Below are 22,550 nucleotides of genomic sequence, written 5' to 3' on the forward strand. Positions count from 1 at the left end.
ACAACCCCACTTCCTCCACACAATTCGACAAACTCCACACCCCCTTTCCACCACTTCTCCTACCCCATGTTCCTTTTCCCACTCCTTTTGCGTTATAATAAAAGAATGCGATTTTATAGATTGGAGAGGTTGGTTGATGTCGATTCGTATTCAGGAGCTGAAGGATAAGTTACTTCCCATGAGTCAGTCGATACAGGGTGAGCTGGACCCGAATCAGGACGAGAGCAAGAATATCGTGTCCAAGGGCCTTCTGTTGTTCCGTCAGAATCAGGTTTCGAACGTAAAGGTCCGGGATGAAGAGGTGACGGCAGAGGTGCAGGATGTGACACCTGTGACCCTTGAACTGAACTTGTCATTTCCCCTTCTAAGCAAATGCTCGTGTCCTAAAGGTAGTTGGTGCCGGCATCAAATGGCGACCTTTTTTATGCTTTATAACAAGGTTGGAAGGGTCAGTGAGTGGATCCAGAATTGGCGGAGTCAGTCTCAGCCTGCGAATCAGGCATCACAGTCTCTGGATGATTTATTGAAGAAGCACGGTGCCCTCAAGAAAGCCAGTGATCTATTGAACGAACGGAAAACACGGGGGAACACACCTGAGGAATGGTGGCAGTTCTTTGATTCTCTTCTTAAACAGGAAGATTTGGATCTACTTGAAAGACAGCCCTATTTAATGGATGTCCTCGTGCAGAATATAACGAAGCGATTCATGAAGGATGCTCCCTTCGAACGGGAATGGAAACCTCTATATCAACTGTTTGCGACCCTTTACCTTTCGATTGAAATCGACCTGCATTTGCAAAAAAGGAATGTCGAACTGAGCCGTGAACAGTACAGCATGTATGATTTCCTGTTAGGCGAAATGGAAGACGCCGTAGAGAAGTTATCGATTCATGCCATGCCGTTCAGTTTCGATCCGTATATTGCTTTTTTGAAAAAACAGACGGTCACAATGAGTGATTCTACTGAGAACAGTACGATGATGAAGGCTGAAGTGTACCGTTTCTTATGGTACTACTTGTTCAAGCAAAAGTCGTGGCGCCGTGAAGAGGTTGCCCGCCTGGAAGAACAGGGTGGACATGATCAGACCTTTTACAATGTCGCGATTCTTCATCAATATTTACTTCTTGAGGATTTAAATAAAGCAAGCGAAGTCGTGGATGAACTTGGGACAGAGCTCGTTGCTTTCAGTGAGTTCTGGCTACGCAAATTTTTTGTCGGAAAGCGTTACGAAGTCGGATTCTTCCTGGTCCGGAATATTCTGTCCAGGATGCCGGATCATCTTGAAACCCTGGATTATTATGAAGCGACCCGATTCGTACGCTGGTTCGTTCGGATTCTCCCGATGGATTGGCTGATGGAAAAGGACAGTTCCCTTGTGAATGAGCTCCTGCTCTCCATGCTTCCGTACAGCTTCTTCTCATACAATGAGTATCTCATCAGTGCAAAGGCTTACCGTGAATGGGTCGAATTGCAGAAATATATGAGCTACAGTATTGGAGAAATGGAAGGGATGGGTCTCAGGGATGTCACGAAGGAAGCACCCGAGCTCGCACTCCCCATCTATTATGCCGGCGTCATTTCAGCGATCGATCAGAAGAATCGTGACAGCTACAAGCTGGCCGTTCGCTATATGAAGAAAATCCGGACGATTTATAAAAAAACGAAGAAAACCGAAAAGTGGGATGTGTATCTCATCTATATACTTGATAAATACAAGCGATTACGCGCGTTCCAAGAAGAGTGCAGAAAGGGTAAGTTAATCGATGCTTAAACTGTCTTCCGTTAAAATCAATGTCCACACAACTGAATATGAAGACCGATTCTTCATTACTGCGGAAAACGACGAAGGCGAGCAGCTCCCTCCAAAAGAATGGAAGGGTCAGCTGTTTCTTTGGCATGAAGAGAGCTACTACGGAACTCTAATAGAAGAATCAAACGATGGCGTTCCCGTGACCAGGTGGCAGTTCCTGACCTTGCTTGCAGGCGAGCATTTCAGCAGCATGATCCAATGGGACTGGGATGAAACCGGCCAGGCGTGCATTGCGATTGCTCCGGTCATTTATGAAGCCGTGGAAGCCGGACGCTGGCTGCCGCGCTTTGAGGAATGGCAGGAAAAAGGACTGCAGTTTCACATCCCCGATGAAGTATGGTCGAACTTCAATGATGAGTTCTGGGAGGAAGAGATTCCTGATGGAGGTCCGTCCCTCAAAAATCTCACCGAAAATTGGTTTCAGGGTGCGTTGAATGAGGCGATGGCGGCCGGTGGATCAAGTGCGATGAAGCGGATCCAGAAGCTGAAGGAAAGTACGCTTACGTCTGAGGAGCTGGATGCGTATTTTGATGAGAGACGGTGGAGTGAGTGGATTTCAGGGGGAGATGAAGAGTTACCGTTCTCAATCGGCCTCCGCATAACAGAGCCCCTTGATGAAGATGAATCCTGGGAGCTTGAAACGATTTTACGAGACCGTAAGAAAACGAGCCGTATCATTTCCCTGGCTGAAGACACGGTCCCTCCTTCCTGGAAAAAGCATCTGCCGGGCGTATCGGATGAACAGGAACGCTGGATGAAGATGTTGCCGATCCTCCGTGACGCGGACGGCTCCCTCCGCACCGCTCTTGGTGAGCACGATGCGTGGGACTTCCTATCTGTTCTAAGTGAAAAACTCATCGATCTGGATATTGAAATTCTCCTTCCATCATGGTGGGAAGCGATGAAGGACGCCCAGGTGCTCGTGAAAGCAAAGCTTAAAAACACGGACACGAGCTATCGTAAATCCTTTGTGAGCTTAAATGCCATGCTCGATTTCGACTGGCGTCTTTCCATGAACGGCGTCAATTTGAACGAAGAGGACTTCAACCAACTCGTTGAAAACCAGCGTCGTTTGGTGAAAATCCGCGGTCAGTGGATGAAGCTTGACCCTGCCATGATTCGCAGGATTCAACAGATGATGACGAAAGCGAAGCAGGAAGGGATCTCGATTCAGGATATGTTGGAACAGGAGCTTGTCCCCCGGGATTCCGATGAATCGGATCTTGACCCGGATGACGATGAGCATGACCCTTATCAATACGCCAGAATTCAGCTCGAGCTCAACCGCTCTATGAAAAAAATGATCCATCAACTGACGAATGTATCATCGATTCCCCTCACGGAAACGCCTGATACGTTTATCGGAGAGCTCCGTCCCTATCAGCAGCTGGGCATGAGCTGGATGCTCTTTTTACGAAAGTTCAGCTTTGGCGCTTGTCTTGCCGATGACATGGGACTCGGTAAAACAGTTCAGCTGATCACATACCTTCAGCATGTGAAAGAAACCGAGAAACCGGAAACACCTTCCCTGATTGTTGCCCCTACCTCAGTTCTGGGAAACTGGCAGCGGGAGTTGGAGAAGTTCGCACCGGACTTGAAGGTTCATCTTCATTATGGACCTGCCCGGGCGAAAAGGGAGGCCTTTGCTGCTGAGATCAAAGGGGTCGATGTGGTTCTCACCTCATACGGTTTATCCCATATCGACTATGACGAGCTATCACTAGTCGAATGGACATCAATCTCCCTTGATGAGGCACAAAATATCAAGAATGCCAATACGAAGCAATCCCGTGCGATCCGCAAACTGAGCGGGAAGCACCATATTGCCTTAACGGGAACCCCGATGGAAAATCGGCTCTCGGAACTGTGGTCGATCTTTGATTTCCTTAACCACGGCTATCTCGGTGGATTCACCCAATACCAGAAAAATTATATTGCGCCCATCGAGAAAGACGAGAACGAAGAAAAAGTCAAAGAGCTTCAGGCCAAGATTAAACCATTCTTATTGCGTCGTACAAAAAAAGACCCTGAAGTGGAGTTGAACTTGCCTGAAAAGCTCGAGCAGAAAGAATATTGTCATCTGACTGCTGAGCAGGCTGCCCTTTATGAGCAGCTGGTGAAAGACACCCTCGCCAAAATTGAAACACTGAGCGGGTTTGAGCGTAAAGGGTTAATCCTGCAAATGTTGAATCAGCTTAAGCAGCTTTGTAACCACCCTGCTCTCTATTTAAAAGAACCGGATCCTAAGTCGATCCTGTCACGCTCCGAAAAAATGCAGAAGCTGAAGGACATCGTGGAAACCGCTCTCGAATCCGGCGAAGCCTGTCTGATCTTCACCCAGTATATTTCCATGGGTGAAATGATCCAGGAAGTGATGAAGGAAGAGTTTGACGTAAGGGTCCCATTCTTGAACGGAAGCATGGCAAAAGGAAAAAGGGATGAGCTGGTGGAGAAATTCCAGAATGGCGAGTTCCCTGTCTTCCTGCTGTCATTGAAAGCCGGCGGGACAGGACTGAATCTGACCGCAGCCAACCATGTCGTCCACTACGACCGCTGGTGGAACCCGGCAGTTGAAAATCAGGCCACCGACCGTGCCTATAGAATCGGCCAAAAACGGTTCGTCCACGTTCATAAGCTCGTATCATCAGGCACCCTGGAAGAAAAAATCGATGCCATGCTTATGAAAAAGCAGGCACTAAATGATGAAATCATCCGCAGTGACCAGTGGGTGACGGAATTGTCGGATCAGGACTTGGAATCGTTATTGGTGTTGGAATAGATTTATTGATTTGCCTCTTTCCTTTCGTGGGAGAGGGGTTTTTTTAGTTGAGAAATGGTTTTATTTGGTAAACAACGCATAAAATTAAATATTGACGCAATCACCTTTAGAAATGACGCAATTATGAAAAAAATGACGCAAATAATTGAATAATGACGCAATCAAGATAACTCCATCCCAATCTTCCCTTCCATCAAACGTCAAAAACCGGTCATACACACCATTCCCCCAACCTTCTTGCCAAATTTACTTACAATCACCTCATAATATCAATATCTCTAACACCCCAGCCACAACTTCATCGTAAATCCTCTCACTATTATGCCCGGTCGGTTTTTCCGATATAATTGTAATAAGGTTTTGTTTTGCCACAAATCCAAAACCACGAAAAAAACGCCAGCCTCCCCAAAAGGAAACCAGCTCAAAATGAAGATAAAAAGGGGAATGAAACACTTACTTTATTCACTGCTACACATGTTTATGTCTAATGAGGCAAATTAGGGGATTCTTACGGGTGACCATTGGAATTTGAGACAGTGTACTTATAGGTTGGATGACGCGTATGGAATGGATTCTCGTTGAGGCATGTTATAAAATCAAGATGAGGATTTCAATACCGGGTTCGGATATTCGTATCCTTGTTCAAGGGCGGTTACCCGTTGGGATAAGTAGAAATTTTCGACATTGACTCTTGCTACTTTTTTAATGAGGTCTTCCGTTATTTTTTCCATCCGATCAATTCTTTGTTCCAGATCTTGCAGTGTGGCCACAACTTCATCTCCTTTCTTAAAAGTTAAAACGGCAATTCGATTGTTTCTTTCTTGCCGGGTTCAGGTGTAGCATTTGATGTTGGCTTACTGTCCAGGAACCGTACGTTCTCTGCAACAACTTCGGTTATATACGTCCGTTTTCCTTGATCATTCTCATAGTAACGGGTTTGGATACGGCCCGTCACCCCAACGACGGATCCTTTCCTGCAATATTTCTCCGTATTATCCGCTGCACGGTTCCACAATGTACAAAGTACAAAGTCGGTATCGACCTGACCTTGCTGGTTTTTGTATGGCCGGTTCAGGGCAACCGTCACACTAAGTACTGATCTCCCTTCCGTTGTTTTTCTTGCTTCGGGATCTTTCGTCAGCCTTCCCACCAGGGTTACTTGGTTGATCAATTGTATTCATTTCCTCCTTTCTGTTAAGGTGCTTTCATCTTACCTCCTACTTGTAAATCTTGTAAAATCATGAATATCCGAAATTCAATCGATAATCGGCTTGAATTTCAGATATTCCCCTAGGGAGATTTTACGATTTTAGATCTAAATCATCGTTAAATACACAAAATTGCATCTTTCGACCTTTTTTTCATTGCCCAATAGATTAGGGAAACAATTCCCCCTGTGATATAATTTTATAAAACCTTTAAATGGGAGATGTTCGTTCATGAAAACCTTTAAAGTGATTTCTTTACAAGTTGTGGATAACGAAAAACTGCATGACTTTGAACTTGTGGATGGTCTGATTATCAATAAGGAAGACGGACAGAGTACATGGCTTGTGGAAACGTATCTGTCGAATGAATACATCGAGTTCTTTCAAAAAGCTCAGCAAAGCAAGGATGCTTTGGAAATCCAGGTTGTCATTTCCCATAAGGCCAATGATCCGGCTGCCTTCATGACATCCATCCGTTGTATCAAAGAAATGGATGATCATATCAGCATTATGTTTGAAGGGAAATTGAAGAAACAGCGGAATGAATATGCGGAAATACTGCTTGATGACTTAGTCCAAAAAGGGTATTCAGGGGAAGAACTGGTCCGTGAGTTCCGCGAGAAGATGGTGTCTAAGCCAAGAATTTCTGCAACGGCAAAGCCAAGCGTTTAATTATACGAAATTATGTAAACTTTATATAGAGCCCAGGATAGCTGTTTGCTATAATTAATGTATTAGATCACTTTATTATTTTCTTTTAATACGAAGTTTTTTTAGGCAGGTGTGCTCAGTGATTGGAGAAAGAGTAAAGAAATATCGACAAGAAAAGAAAATGTCCATGACGGAACTGGCTGAAAAAGCAGGGGTCGCCAAATCATATTTAAGTTCTATTGAGCGTAACCTTCAACAAAACCCATCTATTCAATTCCTTGAAAAGGTTTCAAGTGCTCTTGGAATCCCTTTAGATGCTTTGCTTTATGACCAACCGGAAGACCAAAATATTGACCATGAATGGCTTAAGATTGCTGAAGAGGCAATGGATTCTGGTATTACAAAAGAACAGTTCCGTGAATTCATAGAATTTAATAAGTGGAAATTAGACAATAAATAAAGTCTTGCGAACATTTCGCAAGACTTTATTTATATTAAATCACTTCGTACTTAGCTTTCATCTCTTCCGATTGTTGGTTAAGAAATTCCCTGATTTCCTTTTTGGAAATCCCTGCATCTAAAGCTTGTTTAATAAGTTCCATCCATTCGATATCAAGTTCACGATTTGTCATTAAATCCCCTCCCAAAATACATGTATGTATTCCAGGCAATCCAGCCATCATAGTTTAAGTAGCTTCAGAGCAAACTCTAGCGTACACTCTCACCTTAGACCTGAGACTTTGCGTCCCTACCTTTCAATAGGTTTGCCTTTATCTGACATTTCTTCTTTATATCACTATTATACTTTTATAAATTTTAACATCTTGTTGTTTTTTGTCTTTTCTGAAAATAATATTTTCTCCTTAAATACTACAAAATAACCAATTATTTTACATTTTTCACAATCAATACTCCTTTTTTTTCGGAAATAGTTTGACAATTAGAAAATTCTTGTCGAAACTTATGGTTCTTTTTATCTGTATTTTTTATATTTTTCCATCTTTTGAATAGTTGTTACACTCTGAGTTATATTTTGTAATATTGTTGCCTTGTAAAATTGGGATTCAGTTAGATTATTTCCGCAAGAAGGGCATAGCCATTCACCATTCTCAGAACTACTAAACGATGATCTTGTACAGCGGTTGCAAATTTTTTTGTACATATCATTTAACTCCCTTTTGATAAAAATATACTATTTGTTCTTTTTATAGAACACTTAATTTAGTATATATTTCTATTTCTAAAGTCTAAAGTCCTGTAAAACCTTAAAATTTCATTCGAATTAATTATTTTTGTCCATTTTATTGAATATTCTTTAAATATCTTAGTATTTCGTTATTTATAAAAAACAAATTGTTCTATATAATGAAATAAAACGAACAAAGGAATGAGATAAAATGGTAGGTGATAAAATAAAAAGGATGCGAGAAAAAAGAGGGCTATCTATTATTGAACTTTCGACCAAATCAGGAATTTCAAAATCGTACCTTAGTTCCATAGAGAGAGGAATTCAAAAAAACCCCAGTATACAGATTCTTGATAAATTATCTTATGCACTTGGTGTATCCTTAAATCACGTACTTAGTAATAAGACTGATTTAGATGATGATTGGATGAAATTAGTAAAAATGGCTATCGAGGAGGGGGTTTCTAAAAAAGAGTTTCTAGAATTCATTCAATTTACTCAATTTAAAAGGGTGAACAATATTGAAGATGACCGTTTTAAAGATCATTAGTATTGGTCTGTTGATAAGTGGAAGTGCATTACTTATCTACTCTTCTTATCTTTTGATTACTGTTAATTTAAATGAAAAAAAAGCATTATCAAAAGCACAGACCGTAATCTCTTCCTTAGAAGGTAAAAATCGATATGAGTCTCCTGAGCCCCATTATTCATTTAATCCAGGTGACATTATCGGGATTTTACAAATTTCTAAATTAAATAAGAAATTGCCGATTATTGAAGGGACCGATGAATCTGAATTAGAACAAGGGGTTGGTCATTACCCGACAACCAAACTCCCCGGCCAGCAAGATCGAATCTTCCTTGCCGGCCACCGGGATACAGTATTCAAAAAAATGGGTGAACTCCAAAAAGGAGACAAACTAACTATTCTATTAGAGACTGGAACATACACTTATGAGATTTATGAAACACTTATTGTGAAAGAAACTGACCTCTCCGTGCTGAAACCTACCGCTCCTCAAGAGGTTTTAACTCTTTCAACCTGCTATCCATTCGAGTATCTTTCAAGCACCACCGAACGTTATATCATCAATGCCAAAAGAATACAATAAAGCGCAGAAGCTTCGCCTCTGCGCCCAATATTACTCGTCCTTATTATCCTTATCATTCATATCAATATCGTCTTCTACAGCATCCTCTTCAGGAGTGTTGTTATCCTTCGTTGCATCCTTGTCGCCTTGGTTGTTCTTATCCTCAGACTCGAGGTTGTTCTCTTCGTTCATGTCGCCGTCGTTCATATCATCATTCTCATCCATGTTGTCATTCTCTTCAATCGGTGCTTCGTCTTCCGGAGGAGGCTCCTGGTCAGCGTTACATCCTACTAGAAGAAAAGCAGCAAGGGCAGATCCACCAAGGACCGATAATAACTTTTTGCTCATGATGTATAACTCCTTTCTGTGTGTAAGTTAGGTAATGTAAGACCGTTACGTTGGTCTTTTGTTAGCTTTCCCTGAAATTAAATATACTTGCATGGAAACAAAGATTTTTTATAATATGATCTCATTAAAAAAAAGCTGGGTTTGATGTGAAATGGATCACATCAAACCCAGCCTTTAAATAGGACTATTCCTGTTTATCCCCTAAAGCAAACATCATTTCTAACTCGCAAGCAACTTCACCATCCACCGTTGCTACACCTTTCCCTTTGCCGATCGGTCCTTTAAAGCGAATCATTTCCACCTCAAGTCTTAACTGATCTCCAGGTTTTACCTGACGCTTGAAACGGCACTTGTCAATGCCTGTGAAGAATGCCAGACGTCCACGATTATCTTCCACCTTCAGCATCGCTACAGCCCCTACCTGAGCCAGTGCCTCAACGATCAGCACACCAGGCATCACAGGATAATCTGGGAAATGACCATTGAAGAACTCCTCATTCGCCGTCACATTCTTAATCCCAATCGCCTTCTTGCCTTCTTCCACCTCTAAAATTCGATCCACCAGTAAAAATGGATAACGATGGGGAATAATCTCTTTAATCTCATTAATATCAAGCATGCATGATTCCTCCTACCAATATGTATGTACACCTTATTGTACAGAAACCGGGCTAAGAATAGCAACAGGGTGGGAGGGACGGACCTCAAAAACATGCTCGATTTCTCATAAAGATCCCTGTATATCAACGTTCCTGATCCAAAAAGGGACCAAATTTGAGGTCCGTCCCTCCCAACCATTTCCTATCAACAAGACGACGTTCGAAAAGAGGGACGGACCTCGAATATCATGCTCTATCCACAATAAAATACCGATATAACGGGATTAATTGCTTAAAAAGCTGAAGAATTCGAGGTCCGTCCCTCCAAATGCTCAAAAAATTATTTTTTAATAACGATATCGATGATATGCTGCCAGGTTTCTGCTTTGAAGACGTCGGCTGCTTTGCCGTCGCCGATGCCTGCGAAGCCGACGACGGCACCCAGTGCGAGGCTTCCTGCAAGAAGAAGGATAAACAGAAGGATTCTGAGCCAGATTGGAAGCATGCGAACACGCACCCAGCGTGACGGCTTGGTTTCGTCCTTTTGCTTTACCTTTTTTTCTGCTTTTACTGATTCTCTTGTCGTCTTTTCCTGCAGTAGCTCTTTTTCACTCATAGCATTTAACTCCTTTTAGCGTATCCCATTTACAAGGCCCATCATTTGATCTGCAAGAGAGATCGAGCGTGCCTGAAATTGATATGATCGTTGGACATTCAGCATGTCCGTCATTTCTTTACTGATATCAACGTTCGATCCTTCTAACGAATTCTGGACCATTGAAATATCAGATCGTGCTCCTCCGGTGACGTTGGTCACCACTTCATCTTCCGTGACGCCCAGTTCATCCAGGTTGTCTGCAAAACCTAACAGATTTCCACCGAACTGCTCTAGGAATTGAGCCTTTTCAACGGTCACAACTCCCAGATTGAACTGCTCTTCTCCTCCAAGGGAGTCCCTGACTGTCAGTACTCCGTTATCCCCAAGATCAAAGGCAGACGCATCTTCAGAGAATGTAATAAAGTTATCATTCTCGTCCAGGATCGGAAGTCCGCTTCCGTTCACGAGCATCGCTTCCCCATTCCCGGTTGGACTGACAAAGAATGCCCCGTCTCTCGTATAGCGAACCGCCCTCGAGTCCTCATCTTGAGCCAGGACTTTAAAGAACTGCCGATCATTCGTCAACGCAAAGTCCAGGGAACGACCAGTTGCCTTTAATGACCCCTGATTCAGTATCAACTGAGACTGCGAAAGTTTGGCACCGTTCCCTTCCCGGACTCCAAGAGGGGTGAGCCTGCCTGTTTCAAACCTGTCTACTCTCTGGTTCTTCACCTGCTGCACGAGCATTTCAGAGAATGAAGCATCCCGGCGCTTATATCCATTTGTATCTGCATTCGAAAGATTATGACCAATCATATCCATCTGTTTCTGCAATTGTCCCAGTGTGTTGGTTGCTGTAATCATCGTTCGATTCATGACACGTTCTCCCCTATTATAAGGTATTCAGTGGCGAAATTCATTTACAATACTTGCTATCCGTTGACACGGCCGATTTCATTGGCGGCCTTTTCCATGCTTCGGTCATATGCCTGGAGCACCTTCTGGTTGGCTTCAAACGCCCTGTACGCCGACATCATGTCTGTCATCGTGCGGGAAGCATCAACGTTGGACCGCTCCAGGAATCCCTGCTTGGTGGTAAAGGCCACATCGTCTTCATCATAGGCATCGGGAAGCGCCACATTGCCTTCAGTAGCAAATAGGCCATCTCCCTGCTTGACTAACTGGTTGGGATTATTTGAATATCCCACTCCTAAAGTAGCCACCTCATTGTCATCTACAAGAATTTGTCCCTTTTCCCCAACCGAGAACTGATCACTTTCGAGTTGTATTCTGTCACCATTTTCATCCAGAATATAAAAACCGCTGTTCGTTGTGAGAAATCCGTTTCCGTTCACCGTCAGATTCCCATTACGCGTATAGCGGGGGGAACCATCCGGGCCCTCCACCGTCAGAAACACCGATCCACGGATCCCCGTTTCTTCGTCTACAGGCATAGAACCATCCAGAAGCGCCACATCCAAGCCCCGTCCCGTTTCCTGGAGATCGCCTTGAACAAAGGAAGGAATCGTTTCCTGCATGTATACACCCGTATTCAGTTTTCCTACTCTTTGGTTAAAAGGAAGGGATAGCGTTTTTTCAGTCGGTACGGATGTGGAATCCATACGGTCCATAAGCATTTCCGGAAATGCCCTCATCGAAGCCTGATCCGCTTTATAGCCTGGTGTGTTGGCATTGGACATATTGTTCGTCAGCATCTCAGTCTTCCGTTGTTGTGAAAGCATACCTGATGCTACTGTATAAAATCCTCGAAACATCTATTTTCACCTCTCAACCGTATATATCGGATTTCATGGTGCAATGATTTACGTGATTACCCGATTCTTCTTCTGGAAATTTTATCAATGTTCTCAAGCATCAATCCCGTACCGATGGCGACACAATCCATTGGGTTCTCCGCGATCAATACCGGTACTTTCAATTCTTCTGCAAGAAGAGTATCCATTCCGTGAAGAAGGGCTCCCCCTCCTGTTAAAATAACTCCACGGTCAATGATATCCGCTGATAATTCCGGTGGCGTCTTCTCAAGGACGTTTTTCGCTGCCTGTACGATGACAGCAACTGACTCACGAAGGGCTCCTTCGATTTCCTTTGAAGTTACGGTGATTGTACGAGGAAGACCCGATACCATGTCACGACCGCGGATGCTCATTTCTTTCCGATCCTCATCAAGTGTTTCTGAGAATACCGTTCCGATGTTCACCTTGATGTCTTCAGCCGTACGCTCCCCAATCAGAAGCTTGTACTCTTTTTTAATATAATTCAGAATTTCATGGTCGAACTTATCCCCGGCCATTTTAATCGACTGGCTCGTCACGATGTCACCCATGGAAAGAACCGCTACATCCGTCGTTCCTCCACCGATGTCCACGACCATGTTTCCTGTTGGATTGAAGATATCCATTCCGGCACCGATTGCCGCCACTTTAGGCTCTTCCTCAAGATAAATCTTCTTCCCGCCACTCTTTTCAGCTGCTTCTCTGATCGCCTTTTGCTCGACACTTGTGATGTTTGTAGGGCAGCAAATCAAGATGCGCGGCTTCGATAGGAATCCTTTCACATTCAATTTATTAATGAAATGCTTCAGCATCGCTTCTGTTACATCAAAGTCGGCGATGACCCCGTCTTTTAACGGACGTGTTGCTACAATATTACCAGGAGTACGCCCTACCATACGGCGTGCTTCTTCTCCAACAGCCAATACCTTGCCTGTATTCTTATCCAGTGCCACGACCGATGGCTCATTCAATACAATCCCTTTTCCTTTAACATGAATCAATACATTAGCCGTACCAAGGTCAATCCCAATATCTTTCGCGAACATCTTGTGTTTCTCCCTTCTTCTTCTACAATTTCATGAACAAAATTCATCTATGGTTTTATTGTGATGTCATTACGTAAAAACGTTAAGGCAGAACTTTCACCTAATTAATTATTTTACCATAAATATGTCGAAGGAAGATGGTATTTGTCAAAAAAATGTATTGATATTGTTATTTATTTGGAAAAAGATAGGTATTTTTAAGGAGGATGTTACAGAAGTGTTAAGATCGAACGAAAATGATCTGTTTTTATAAATGTGTGGCCAGGTTGCGAGGGTTGATATTTGGTTGGTTAACAGCTAATAACCTAACTGTGGAATTCAACCGGTGAGTGTCGATATATATTTGCCGGTTGAAAGTTGCCTCGATTTCTCCTGTTAAAAAATCATGATTATTTGGCAGGCAAATTCAAGTGGTTTTTTACCTGTTAAAAACAGACGAAAATTCAACAGACAAAACCTCTTCTTGACCACCCAACCAACCTCCCCCTACAAAACAAAAACACACCAAGCATGACCCATCTATCTGGGGCTTGGCGTATTTTGGTTAGCTGTGGAGCTCTTCTTTTTTGTATTTTTGTTTAGTTGCCTCTCCACCTCGTAGATGCCGGATTGATTTATGGTAATCAAGTATGGTTTTGACTTCATTTGCGAGATCCGGATTGATTTCTGGCAGCCGTTCTGTTAAATCTTTATGGACAGTACTTTTGGACACGCCAAACTCCTTCGCAATTACACGAACAGTTTTTTTCGTCTCCACGATATACTTACCAATCTTGATTGTTCTCTCTTTGATGTAATCGTGCACACCACTCGACCTCCCTAAATTGGATGTGAGAAGTGTGAAATGAGACTCGCTTTCGCATCAATGAAATAGTATAGACCCCTTGCACACTGGCAAACGGCAGAAAGCCTTATTTAAGTCGGCAGCTCCCTGATGTTACAACATATAAACAACTAATTCAGCTAATGATCAATAGTATAACGACGATTCCTCACCTCAAACACTCTCTTTTTTGATAGGTTTGTTTCATTTTATTAGCTTGTGCCCACTTATATGCACAAAAAACACAATAAGGACAAGGTTTCGCTTGAATTTTCTGAAAAAACTTTTTTGAGGGACGGACCTTCACATGAGAATTCGCATGGAAGGTGAGTGAAAAGATAAGGGATCATATATTATTCGACATTATGTGTATGGATTCTCTTTTCCTGTACTATTTCCTGAGAAATGAGTCGATGAAACAACAAATGTGTCTGATTATCTCTGAAAATAAGAATAAGCCGTACTGGGCTCTACCCCAGTACGGCTTGGATCGGTCATGCTTTAAAGTCGACTTCGTCATTTACCCAAACTTCCCCGTCTTTAAAGGTCATTTGTTCCGGATATCGGAGATCCATTACTTCTTCCTGAATCTTTTGTGAAGGTGCTTTCGTCATAAGGGACACGATGATGTTGGCAATGGCCGCTGACGCTGCACCAAACACACCTGCTCCTGTATCAATGATTCCGAACAGGGTCACACCTGACTTTGCCAGGAAAATATAGGTGAGGGTCACCCCTAGCCCCACGAGCATGCCTGCGATCACTCCCTGGGCATTGGAGCGCTTCCACCAGACTCCAAGTAGAAGGGCCGGGAAGAACGTCCCTGACGCCAGAGCGAAGGCCCAGGCGACGATTTGCGTGATGACGCCGGGAGGATTCAACGCGACTACTCCGGCCAGTATAGTCGCGATGACGATGGACCAGCGTGCAACCGCCAGACGATTCCCTTCCGTCGCATTCGGCTTGAATACCCGGTAGTAAATATCATGGGCAAAAGACGACGAAATCGCGATCATCAACCCACCTGCAGTCGATAATGCCGCTGCCATGGCACCTGCGGCGACCAGACCGATGACGAATACCCCAAGGTTGGCAATTTCCGGTGTTGCCATGACGACGATATCATTGGAAATGATGATCTCCTTCCATTGAAGAATCCCATCTCCATTCGCATCCGCCACCTGCAATTTCCCCGTATCCACCCATGACGTCGTCCACGAGGGCAGATTACTGATTTTGCTTCCCGCTACTTTGGTCATTAAGATAAATCGGGAAAACGCTGCATAAGCAGGCGCTGACAGATAAAGGAGACCGATGAAGAGGAGGGCCCACGCTCCTGACCAGCGTGCCGCCTTCATCGTGGAAACTGTATAGAAACGGACGATAACATGAGGAAGTCCGGCAGTACCGGCCATCAAAGTAAACATCAGGGCCATGAACTGCCACTTCGTCCCGTTTGTAAAAGGAGCGAAGTATTCCGAGACTCCAAGTTCCCGATCAAGCTCACCGATTTTCCCGACCAGTTCCCCATATGAAATCCAAGGGGCAGGGTTCCCCGTAATTTGCAGGGACATGAAAATGACGGGAATTAAATACGCAATGATCAACACGATATACTGAGCGACCTGTGTCCACGTGATTCCTTTCATCCCGCCGAACGCTGCATAAAAGGCAATAAGGACGACTCCGATCATCGTACCCACTTTGGCATCGATTTCAAATAAACGGCCGATGACTACACCCGAACCGGAGAGTTGACCAATCGAATACGTGAAACTGATAATAATCGTACAAATGGCGGCAATGACCCTGGCCGTATGACTGTTATACCGGTCCCCGATAAATTCCGGTACCGTATACCGTCCATACTTCCTGAGCTGTGGTGCCAGTAAGAAGGTTAATAGCAAATACCCTCCCGTCCAGCCCATAATATAGGCAAGGCCGTCATAGCCGAGAATCATGACGGTACCCGCCAGCCCAATGAATGATGCCGCGCTCATCCAGTCTGCCCCGATGGCCATCCCATTAAAGATTGGTGGAACCCCGCGCCCGGCTACATAGAAATCCGATGTCTCTTTCGCTTTGTTATAAACTGCAATTCCGATATATAAAGCAAACGTCAACAAAATAATAGACGTTGATACTAAAAATTGAGTATCCATTTATCGTTTCCCCCTTTTTGCTTTATTCTCTATTTGGATTAATGATCCAGCGTTTTTCCATAGCTGATCTGCTCATTTTTGCTTTCATCCATCCCATATTTCCTATCAATCCCATCACTCACCCTGGCATTGACATAAAGCAAGATAATGAAAATAACGATCGATCCTTGAGCGCCCATGAAGTAATGGAACGGAAATCCGTTAATCGTAAAGGTGGAAAGGCTTTCGGCAAAAAGGACCACTCCAAATGAGGAAAGAAGCCAGATGACCAAGTATATGGCCATGTAACGGTTTTTTTCTTTAAAATACTGTTCGGCTTTTGCTCTATCAATCTTTTTCATATATGTAACCCCTTTTCAAGCTCATTATTTTAAACTGAAAATAAATTTCACGGTCTCAAAAAACGGCACAGGGACGATGGCGATCTGAACAATAAAATAAATGAATAAAGACACGAACGGAATGGTCAGAAAGAATGCCCGCTTTTTCTTGAGGGCCAGTATGATACTTCCTCCTGTAATAAGAAGAAATGCGATGAAGTAGATCAACGTTTCACCTCCTGTCAACGAATTAAAAACTTAATTTTCTGAAATTTAATTCATGACATCATTATCTTTACTGGAAAAAGCCTGGTCAATAACGAAAAAACGACAACCCCTCGACACCTTTTTGAATTCATTTTACTAACATAAGGATAAGTAAGATTATGTATAAATAACTTCAATCGAAATGCTTTTTCAGTAAACCTTCCACCCTGTCGAATTTCCAAGGAAATTTTTTTGAACAACAAAAAGACTGACCGGGATTTCAGTCAGTCTTTCTTCATTTATTTGATTATTCTTCGTCTTTTACGTCAGCGTTGTCTTGGCTTTCCTGTTTCGGCTTTTGCCCGGCTTGGTCCTGCTTATCTTCCGTTGACTTATCTTCTTCCGCTGCATTGTCTTCCGCTGGTTGGTCCTCAGTAGCTTTGTTTTCGCTAGCCTGGTCTTCTACAGCGTTTTCATCTGTAGCATTTTCTTCTGCAGCTTCAGCATCCGGTTTTTCACCTGAAACTTTCTTGTCCTCAAGCTGTGCTTCTTGAAGAGTGGCAAGAGACTTATTGAAGTATTCCAGTGGATTCACGGCTACATCCGCTTTACGGATTTCAAAGTGTACGTGAACGCCGGCTTCTTCATTGAATAAGCTCTTTCCTGCTTTCGCAATGGCTTGTCCTTGATCGACTACATCTCCAACCGCGACTTCAAAGTCCTTAACTGATTGATAACGAGTTACGATACCTTTACTGTGCTCGATTTCAATCGTGTTTCCTAGTAGAGAATCTTCTTGAACCTTTGTGACTGTACCGCTCATGGCAGCCAGGACATCGAATTCTTTCCCATCTTTCGAAATGTCGACTCCCTGGTTCGGGTAGTACATGTTTCCATAAACGACTAGGGCTGCTTCCTGTTCTTCAGCTGAAGCTTCAGTGTCGTAGAATTGTTTTTCGATCACTGTATCCTCAGGACTTGAAACAGGCATTACAAAGTTTTCCAATGAACGATTGACTTCTTCTGCAGGCTGGTTAAACTCATTGTCAGTAGGAACTCCATCATAGCTGTAATCCTTGGCTTTCTCATTTACATCATTTCCTGCTTGGTACCACAGAATCCCCGTGATAATGATTGCTGCACTTGCTAAATAGATTGCTGGGTATGCCCAACGTCTTTTCAAAAAGTTTTGAGAAGGTTGTTTCTTTTCTTCCTCTCTCATTTTCATCACCTCAGCAATCATTCTGAACAGAATTCAGAAAATATATACACATTCGGAAAAAAATTTTAATTTCTTATGTTTCGACAAAGTGAGAATTAATATGTATGATTTTTGAAATTAATTATTTTTAAAGGGTGTTTTCGTAAACTTTGTTTCTCTAAGAATCGAGTGGTGGTTGATATTTCTAAAATAACCAAGATAAAAAACATGTGACAGTCCTCGGAAATATCGATTGATGACATTCCAGAAATCTCCCTGCATGTTAAAATGATAGAAACAGAAAGGACGACCCTGATATGAAAAAATTACTTACCTCTGTGCTGACGGCTGCACCTTTCCTATATATGATTCTGATCTGGATCATGTCGAGTAATCCCGATGATGCCGTGCTAAGGCTTCCTGATGATGGGATGGATCGGTTTATCAAGGAGTCCCTTCACTTAGTCGAGTTCGGGATTCTATATGGATTATTTGTGATCGCTCTGTTGGCACACGGAAAGCTTCGGTTCACACTGAATTTCACCGTGGCACTGATTGCCATCTTCTACGGATTTGTGGATGAGATCCATCAATCCTTCGTCCCCTATCGTTCGTCTACGATGATTGATGCGGCTAAGGATCTGATCGGGGTGACGGTCCTGTTCTGGATCGTGAACCGCACGTACTTCCGAAATCCGGATAACGGGCTGACTAAAAAGATGAAGAGATTTGAAGACTATCTAAAAAAGGATTGAGCCTGGTCACTAGACCGGACTCAATCCTTTTTCTTATCTTTGTGCCGTTACCTTCTGAAGAAGTTTGCTGGATTCTGTTATTTTGACATCTTTATAGTAATGGGTCACGATGTCCTGATAATCCTTGCCTTCCTTCGCCATTCCGTTTGCTCCGTATTGGCTCATTCCTACTCCATGGCCGAATCCTTTCGTGGCGATGACGATGTGGTCGTCCTTCAGATACCAGGTGAAATCTGAGGATCTTAGGCCTAATTTATCCCTGATCTCCCGGCCGGTGAATTCTTTACCGTTGATTTCAACACTAGCCACCCTCTTGCCTTCAGTCCTTGATGTGATCGTTCCCACCGATCCATCCTTTGGCAGGGTGACACCGAGCTTCTGTTTGAATTCATTGATCGGAATGATCTTTTGATCTTCAAATTTAGGGGATGCTTTGTCCCAATGACTTTCTACACTTCGTAAATATGGAATATCATCTGTCCAATAGGCCTCGGAGTTTTCCGTATAGCCGTTGCTTGTCGAGAAGAAGGCGGCCGTAATCGGCTTATTATCATATGTCAGCACTTTCCCCTTGGTTTCAAGGACTGCTTCTGAGATCTTCTTGATCTTCCAGTCATAGTCAGAGCCCCATTGGGTGGCCAGTTCCTTTTGATTTTTATAAACCTGATGTGACACGGTATCCGTCACGTCGGCCCCTTTCGGCACAGATGCATCCTTCGAGAGAAGCTGATTCACAATATACGTCCTTGCTGCAAGAGCCTGTGCTTTCAAGGCTTCTTTTTCAAAGTCGGCAGGCATTTCTCCTGCAACCACCCCTACTACATACTGTTCAAGGGGAAGCTTCTCGATTAAGTCCTGACTGGAACGATAGACTGCCACCTCGACTGAGTTTGCCAATTCTTCAACGGATGGGGGGCTTTTCAGCTTTTCGTCCAGGTTTGCCGTTTCCTTGTCTGATGAAAATGGGAGTACCAGCAAAGTGGGTACAATAAAGATGATGCTGATAAAGATTGAGAAGATGATCACTACGGGTTTTAACTGCTTCATGTTCGCGGCCTCCAATGAAAGATTAAATAGGAGAATGTCCTAGCACACTTCTCCACTCTCTTTCATATGTATGGTAGTGGACAAGCAATTATGAATGAGATTTGGGAGAGAATTTCGAGAGTTCGTTTTGGGTGAAGGGAATGGGGTTTTTGGAAATAAACTCTTGATCACATCGGAACAATTTCGCACACTAATCTTCAAATAAAAAAGGCAAGCTCTCCTAAAAGAGCTCACCTTTCATTTTATTTACGCGTCCTTCATCATACCCTGTTCGGAAATAGGTGTTTCTTCCATTTCTTTCACACGCTCGATATCAGCACCAAGGCCAGCAAGCTTCTGATGGAAGTTCACATATCCACGATCTAAATGCTTCAGTTCTGTTACGCGAGTATACCCTTCTGCCACAAGACCAGCGATTGAAAGTGCTGCTGCTGCACGAAGGTCCGTTGCAGCTACCTCTGCACCTTGAAGTGACGTTGGCCCGTTCATGATGACAGAGCGTCCTTCAATCTTGATGTCCGCTCCCATACGACGGAATTCTTCTGCATGCATGAAACGGTTTTCGAAAACAGTTTCTGTGATGACGCTGGTACCGTCAGCTGCAAGAAGCAATGCCATCATTTGGGATTGCATATCCGTCGGGAATCCAGGATGAGGCATCGTTTTGATATCAACGGATTTCAGTTTCTCCGGTCCAATGACACGAAGTCCTTCTTCTTCGTCGATGATCGTTACGCCCATCTCTTCCATCTTGGCAACCAATGAAGATAAGTGTTCAGGTATGGCACCTTTTACAAGGACATTCCCTTGAGTGATCGCAGCAGCAACCATGAATGTCCCCGCTTCAATACGGTCAGGGATGATGCTGTGCTCAACACCGTAAAGACGGTCTACACCTTCGATACGGATTGTGCCGGTCCCTGCACCTACAACACTTCCTCCCATTTTGTTCAGGAAGTTCGCTAAGTCGACGATTTCAGGCTCTTTTGCTACGTTTTCTAAAATGGTTGTTCCTTCTGCAAGAACGGCTGCCATCATAATGTTTTCTGTTGCCCCAACGCTCGGGAAGTCCAGATACACCTTGGCACCCTTCAGTCTTCCGTCTACTTCAGCTTCGATGAAACCATTCCCTACCTTCACTTTTGCTCCCATTGCTTCGAAGCCCTTTAAGTGTTGGTCAATCGGTCTTGATCCAATCGCACAGCCACCAGGAAGTGCGACACGCGCTTTCCCTGTACGGCCTAAGAGTGAACCCATTACAAGAACGGATGCACGCATTTTACGTACATATTCGAACGGTGCTTCAACAAACAACTCTCTTGATGCATTCACGATGACTTCACCATTGTTAAACGCTACATCTGTATTTAAATGACGTAATACTTCATTAATCGTATATACATCGGAGAGTGGTGGTACATTTTTTATGACACTTTTTCCTTCACTTGCTAATAATGTAGCAGCGATGACTGGTAAAACGGCATTCTTTGCTCCTTCAACTTGCACTGTACCGCTTAAACGCTGACCGCCGCGGACGATAATTTTTTCCAAGAGTATTCCCCTCCGCGTCCAATTTCTCTATATTAATATTCAATAATTAGGATGGGTGTGCCAATCACAAAGGTTGTCTTAGCGCCCATTCCGCTTTTCCGTAGACCTAGTTGTATATTCATATCATCATTTTTTGTAGGTATAGTCCGTGACATTTGTTCCGAGTAGGCTGAAATGGAATAAAAGTCTTCTTCTTTAAGTGATTCCAGTTCATTAGCGTCTAATTGCGACATTAGTTCGACAGCCTGATTCGACAAAACTTTCTCAAGCTTATCATTGAATTCGCCTTTTATACAAGAGAAAATCATAGGTTTATCAGTAAAAATGATTTCCATATTTGGGATAAATTCAGACTTGATATAATTCTTCGTCTTTTCTCCCAACGTTTTCTGTTTTCCGCGCATTTCATACATAATGTACGATACTGCATGCTCGTTTGTGGGGGTATGCTGCAATTTAATGGTTTCTTCCCCGTGAGACGTCTGACGTTGTCCCACAACCATTACTCCTTCAGCTGACTTTTTCGTCACCCAGTCAAAATCAGAAAATGTTTCCTGCATAGTAGTACTATATTTGGCAAACCCTTTATTCGTGAAGCTTTTTTTGTTTTCTCTTGCATATAGAGACCATTCAGTTATCTGACCTTGAGAATGAACAATGGCTTGATCAAGTTTTTCAATGTCTAATAAATGTTTGGCTTCGATAGTGTTGTTCCCATTAATGACAGGAAGAAAACCTAATCCAACAAAAAAGATTAACATAATGTAAAAATACCGATTCATTTTCCATTCCTCCCCTTACCTAAAAGTCTGTCCGAATAGGAGAAGAACATACTTGAAAATTGTCGTCATCTTTTTACAATTATTGAGGCTTTCATGGTTGTCTTATGAAAAGGGTTTCACTTTGAAACTTTTTCACAAAGGGACGAACACAAAATTAATCTTACTCAAAACAGGGTCCCTTGAAAACATGCAGGAAGACCTATTTTTTGTCAGAAACTCTATTTATTCAAAGAAAACAGGCAAACTCTGAGACCAAAGGTAATAATCCAGTAAAAAACGGCTGACGGCTGACCCGATCGCGATCGTTAGTAGGATATACAATAGTCTACCTTGAGCGACTCGATTCTTCTTCAGGAGCTTGTCTAGCTGAATGGCTTGCAGCGACCAAAACGTGATCCCGAATACAAACAGATGCACAAGCATACTGATCAGGGCCTGTTGACCAAAGCTTTCTACCACTCTTCTCACTCCCCCTAAATCAATTTGACGCACAAAGATTATTTTACCACATTATTCTGTAACAACCTATCCATTTTACAAAATTTTTAAGTTAGGTTTTGTGGTGAGATTTCTTGGAATTTTACCCCGTT

The 22,550-nt window shown here is 43.1% G+C and carries 25 protein-coding genes and 1 riboswitch; of the genes, 7 read left to right on the forward strand and 18 right to left on the reverse strand.

Annotated elements, in window-relative coordinates; all coding sequences use genetic code 11:
• Window positions 1–136: 136 nt before the first annotated feature.
• Both BAA9072_RS09415 and BAA9072_RS09420 read left to right on the forward strand, forming a co-directional pair.
• Window positions 137–1,771, forward strand: a complete 1,635-nt coding sequence (locus BAA9072_RS09415; RefSeq protein ID WP_201714434.1) for an SWIM zinc finger family protein — start codon at window positions 137–139, stop codon at window positions 1,769–1,771.
• Complete coding sequence (locus BAA9072_RS09420; RefSeq protein ID WP_201714435.1) at window positions 1,764–4,589, forward strand: DEAD/DEAH box helicase; 2,826 nt, start codon at window positions 1,764–1,766, stop codon at window positions 4,587–4,589. Before BAA9072_RS09415 ends, BAA9072_RS09420 begins: the two co-directional genes overlap by 8 nt.
• A gap of 596 nt (window positions 4,590–5,185) precedes the next feature.
• Here BAA9072_RS09420 and BAA9072_RS09425 read toward each other — a convergent pair.
• Together BAA9072_RS09425 and BAA9072_RS09430 are read right to left on the reverse strand one after the other, a co-directional pair.
• Window positions 5,186–5,359, reverse strand: a complete 174-nt coding sequence (locus BAA9072_RS09425; protein WP_201714436.1) for a hypothetical protein — start codon at window positions 5,357–5,359, stop codon at window positions 5,186–5,188.
• A gap of 23 nt (window positions 5,360–5,382) precedes the next feature.
• Window positions 5,383–5,760, reverse strand: a complete 378-nt coding sequence (locus tag BAA9072_RS09430; protein WP_201714437.1) for a single-stranded DNA-binding protein — start codon at window positions 5,758–5,760, stop codon at window positions 5,383–5,385.
• A gap of 268 nt (window positions 5,761–6,028) precedes the next feature.
• On the opposite strand from BAA9072_RS09430, the gene BAA9072_RS09435 reads away from it, so the two are divergent.
• Both BAA9072_RS09435 and BAA9072_RS09440 read left to right on the forward strand, forming a co-directional pair.
• Window positions 6,029–6,469 carry a YwpF-like family protein gene (locus tag BAA9072_RS09435; RefSeq protein WP_201714438.1) on the forward strand — a complete coding sequence of 147 codons (441 nt, stop codon included), beginning with the start codon at window positions 6,029–6,031 and terminating at the stop codon, window positions 6,467–6,469.
• Window positions 6,470–6,587: 118 nt separating this feature from the next.
• On the forward strand, window positions 6,588–6,908 hold the full coding sequence (locus tag BAA9072_RS09440) for a helix-turn-helix domain-containing protein (RefSeq protein WP_201714439.1): 321 nt from the start codon (window positions 6,588–6,590) through the stop codon (window positions 6,906–6,908).
• Window positions 6,909–6,942: 34 nt separating this feature from the next.
• On the opposite strand, the gene BAA9072_RS09445 is transcribed toward BAA9072_RS09440, so the two are convergent.
• On the reverse strand, window positions 6,943–7,080 hold the full coding sequence (locus tag BAA9072_RS09445) for an anti-repressor SinI family protein (protein WP_201714440.1): 138 nt from the start codon (window positions 7,078–7,080) through the stop codon (window positions 6,943–6,945).
• A gap of 31 nt (window positions 7,081–7,111) precedes the next feature.
• Window positions 7,112–7,227, reverse strand: a riboswitch (cyclic di-GMP riboswitch).
• A 618-nt stretch (window positions 7,228–7,845) separates the two neighbouring features.
• Between BAA9072_RS09445 and BAA9072_RS09450 the strand changes: the two genes are divergently transcribed.
• Together BAA9072_RS09450 and BAA9072_RS09455 are read left to right on the forward strand one after the other, a co-directional pair.
• Complete coding sequence (locus BAA9072_RS09450) at window positions 7,846–8,184, forward strand: helix-turn-helix domain-containing protein (RefSeq protein WP_201714441.1); 339 nt, start codon at window positions 7,846–7,848, stop codon at window positions 8,182–8,184.
• Window positions 8,162–8,746 (forward strand): class D sortase, encoded by a 585-nt coding sequence (locus BAA9072_RS09455; RefSeq protein ID WP_201714582.1) that lies wholly within the window; start codon window positions 8,162–8,164, stop codon window positions 8,744–8,746. Before BAA9072_RS09450 ends, BAA9072_RS09455 begins: the two co-directional genes overlap by 23 nt.
• A gap of 30 nt (window positions 8,747–8,776) precedes the next feature.
• Here the strand turns inward: BAA9072_RS09455 and BAA9072_RS09460 are convergent, their stop codons facing one another.
• From BAA9072_RS09460 to BAA9072_RS09510, 11 genes are all read right to left on the reverse strand, one after another.
• Window positions 8,777–9,073 carry a hypothetical protein gene (locus BAA9072_RS09460; RefSeq protein ID WP_201714442.1) on the reverse strand — a complete coding sequence of 99 codons (297 nt, stop codon included), beginning with the start codon at window positions 9,071–9,073 and terminating at the stop codon, window positions 8,777–8,779.
• A gap of 184 nt (window positions 9,074–9,257) precedes the next feature.
• Window positions 9,258–9,692 carry a 3-hydroxyacyl-ACP dehydratase FabZ gene (gene fabZ, locus BAA9072_RS09465; protein ID WP_060672841.1) on the reverse strand — a complete coding sequence of 145 codons (435 nt, stop codon included), beginning with the start codon at window positions 9,690–9,692 and terminating at the stop codon, window positions 9,258–9,260.
• 320 nt (window positions 9,693–10,012) lie between these two features.
• Window positions 10,013–10,288 carry a DNA-directed RNA polymerase subunit beta gene (locus tag BAA9072_RS09470; RefSeq protein ID WP_201714443.1) on the reverse strand — a complete coding sequence of 92 codons (276 nt, stop codon included), beginning with the start codon at window positions 10,286–10,288 and terminating at the stop codon, window positions 10,013–10,015.
• Between the two features lie 15 nt (window positions 10,289–10,303).
• Complete coding sequence (locus BAA9072_RS09475; protein ID WP_201714444.1) at window positions 10,304–11,146, reverse strand: flagellar hook-basal body protein; 843 nt, start codon at window positions 11,144–11,146, stop codon at window positions 10,304–10,306.
• 56 nt (window positions 11,147–11,202) lie between these two features.
• Entirely contained in the window at window positions 11,203–12,045 is an 843-nt protein-coding gene (locus BAA9072_RS09480) for a flagellar hook-basal body protein (protein WP_201714445.1), read from the reverse strand.
• A 56-nt stretch (window positions 12,046–12,101) separates the two neighbouring features.
• Window positions 12,102–13,112: a rod shape-determining protein gene (gene mreB, locus BAA9072_RS09485; protein ID WP_098438738.1), complete on the reverse strand. Its 1,011-nt coding sequence runs from the start codon at window positions 13,110–13,112 to the stop codon at window positions 12,102–12,104.
• A gap of 544 nt (window positions 13,113–13,656) precedes the next feature.
• Window positions 13,657–13,917 carry a sporulation transcriptional regulator SpoIIID gene (gene spoIIID / locus BAA9072_RS09490; protein ID WP_034765200.1) on the reverse strand — a complete coding sequence of 87 codons (261 nt, stop codon included), beginning with the start codon at window positions 13,915–13,917 and terminating at the stop codon, window positions 13,657–13,659.
• Window positions 13,918–14,429: 512 nt separating this feature from the next.
• Window positions 14,430–16,097, reverse strand: a complete 1,668-nt coding sequence (locus BAA9072_RS09495) for a sodium:solute symporter family protein (RefSeq protein ID WP_201714446.1) — start codon at window positions 16,095–16,097, stop codon at window positions 14,430–14,432.
• Between the two features lie 38 nt (window positions 16,098–16,135).
• Window positions 16,136–16,438, reverse strand: a complete 303-nt coding sequence (locus BAA9072_RS09500) for a DUF4212 domain-containing protein (protein WP_201714447.1) — start codon at window positions 16,436–16,438, stop codon at window positions 16,136–16,138.
• Window positions 16,439–16,462: 24 nt separating this feature from the next.
• Window positions 16,463–16,645: a hypothetical protein gene (locus tag BAA9072_RS09505; RefSeq protein ID WP_201714448.1), complete on the reverse strand. Its 183-nt coding sequence runs from the start codon at window positions 16,643–16,645 to the stop codon at window positions 16,463–16,465.
• 286 nt (window positions 16,646–16,931) lie between these two features.
• Window positions 16,932–17,846 (reverse strand): M23 family metallopeptidase, encoded by a 915-nt coding sequence (locus BAA9072_RS09510; RefSeq protein ID WP_201714449.1) that lies wholly within the window; start codon window positions 17,844–17,846, stop codon window positions 16,932–16,934.
• A gap of 296 nt (window positions 17,847–18,142) precedes the next feature.
• Here BAA9072_RS09510 and BAA9072_RS09515 point away from each other — a divergent pair, with 296 nt between their 5' ends.
• Window positions 18,143–18,580 (forward strand): VanZ family protein, encoded by a 438-nt coding sequence (locus BAA9072_RS09515; RefSeq protein WP_201714450.1) that lies wholly within the window; start codon window positions 18,143–18,145, stop codon window positions 18,578–18,580.
• 33 nt (window positions 18,581–18,613) lie between these two features.
• Here BAA9072_RS09515 and spoIID read toward each other — a convergent pair whose 3' ends face one another.
• From spoIID to BAA9072_RS09535, 4 genes are all read right to left on the reverse strand, one after another.
• Complete coding sequence (gene spoIID, locus BAA9072_RS09520; protein ID WP_201714451.1) at window positions 18,614–19,627, reverse strand: stage II sporulation protein D; 1,014 nt, start codon at window positions 19,625–19,627, stop codon at window positions 18,614–18,616.
• Between the two features lie 246 nt (window positions 19,628–19,873).
• The gene (gene murA / locus BAA9072_RS09525; RefSeq protein WP_201714452.1) at window positions 19,874–21,178 is read right to left on the reverse strand and encodes a UDP-N-acetylglucosamine 1-carboxyvinyltransferase; all 1,305 of its coding nucleotides are present in this window, start codon (window positions 21,176–21,178) and stop codon (window positions 19,874–19,876) included.
• 32 nt (window positions 21,179–21,210) lie between these two features.
• A complete protein-coding gene (locus tag BAA9072_RS09530; protein ID WP_201714453.1) occupies window positions 21,211–21,960 on the reverse strand; it encodes a YwmB family TATA-box binding protein in 750 nt (249 codons plus the stop codon).
• A gap of 222 nt (window positions 21,961–22,182) precedes the next feature.
• Window positions 22,183–22,419, reverse strand: coding sequence for a DUF1146 family protein (locus BAA9072_RS09535; protein WP_201714454.1), 237 nt, complete (start codon window positions 22,417–22,419; stop codon window positions 22,183–22,185).
• Window positions 22,420–22,550: the final 131 nt, after the last annotated feature.

Source organism: Rossellomorea arthrocnemi, from assembly GCF_904424705.1.
GTDB classification, from domain to species: domain Bacteria; phylum Bacillota; class Bacilli; order Bacillales; family Bacillaceae_B; genus Rossellomorea; species Rossellomorea arthrocnemi.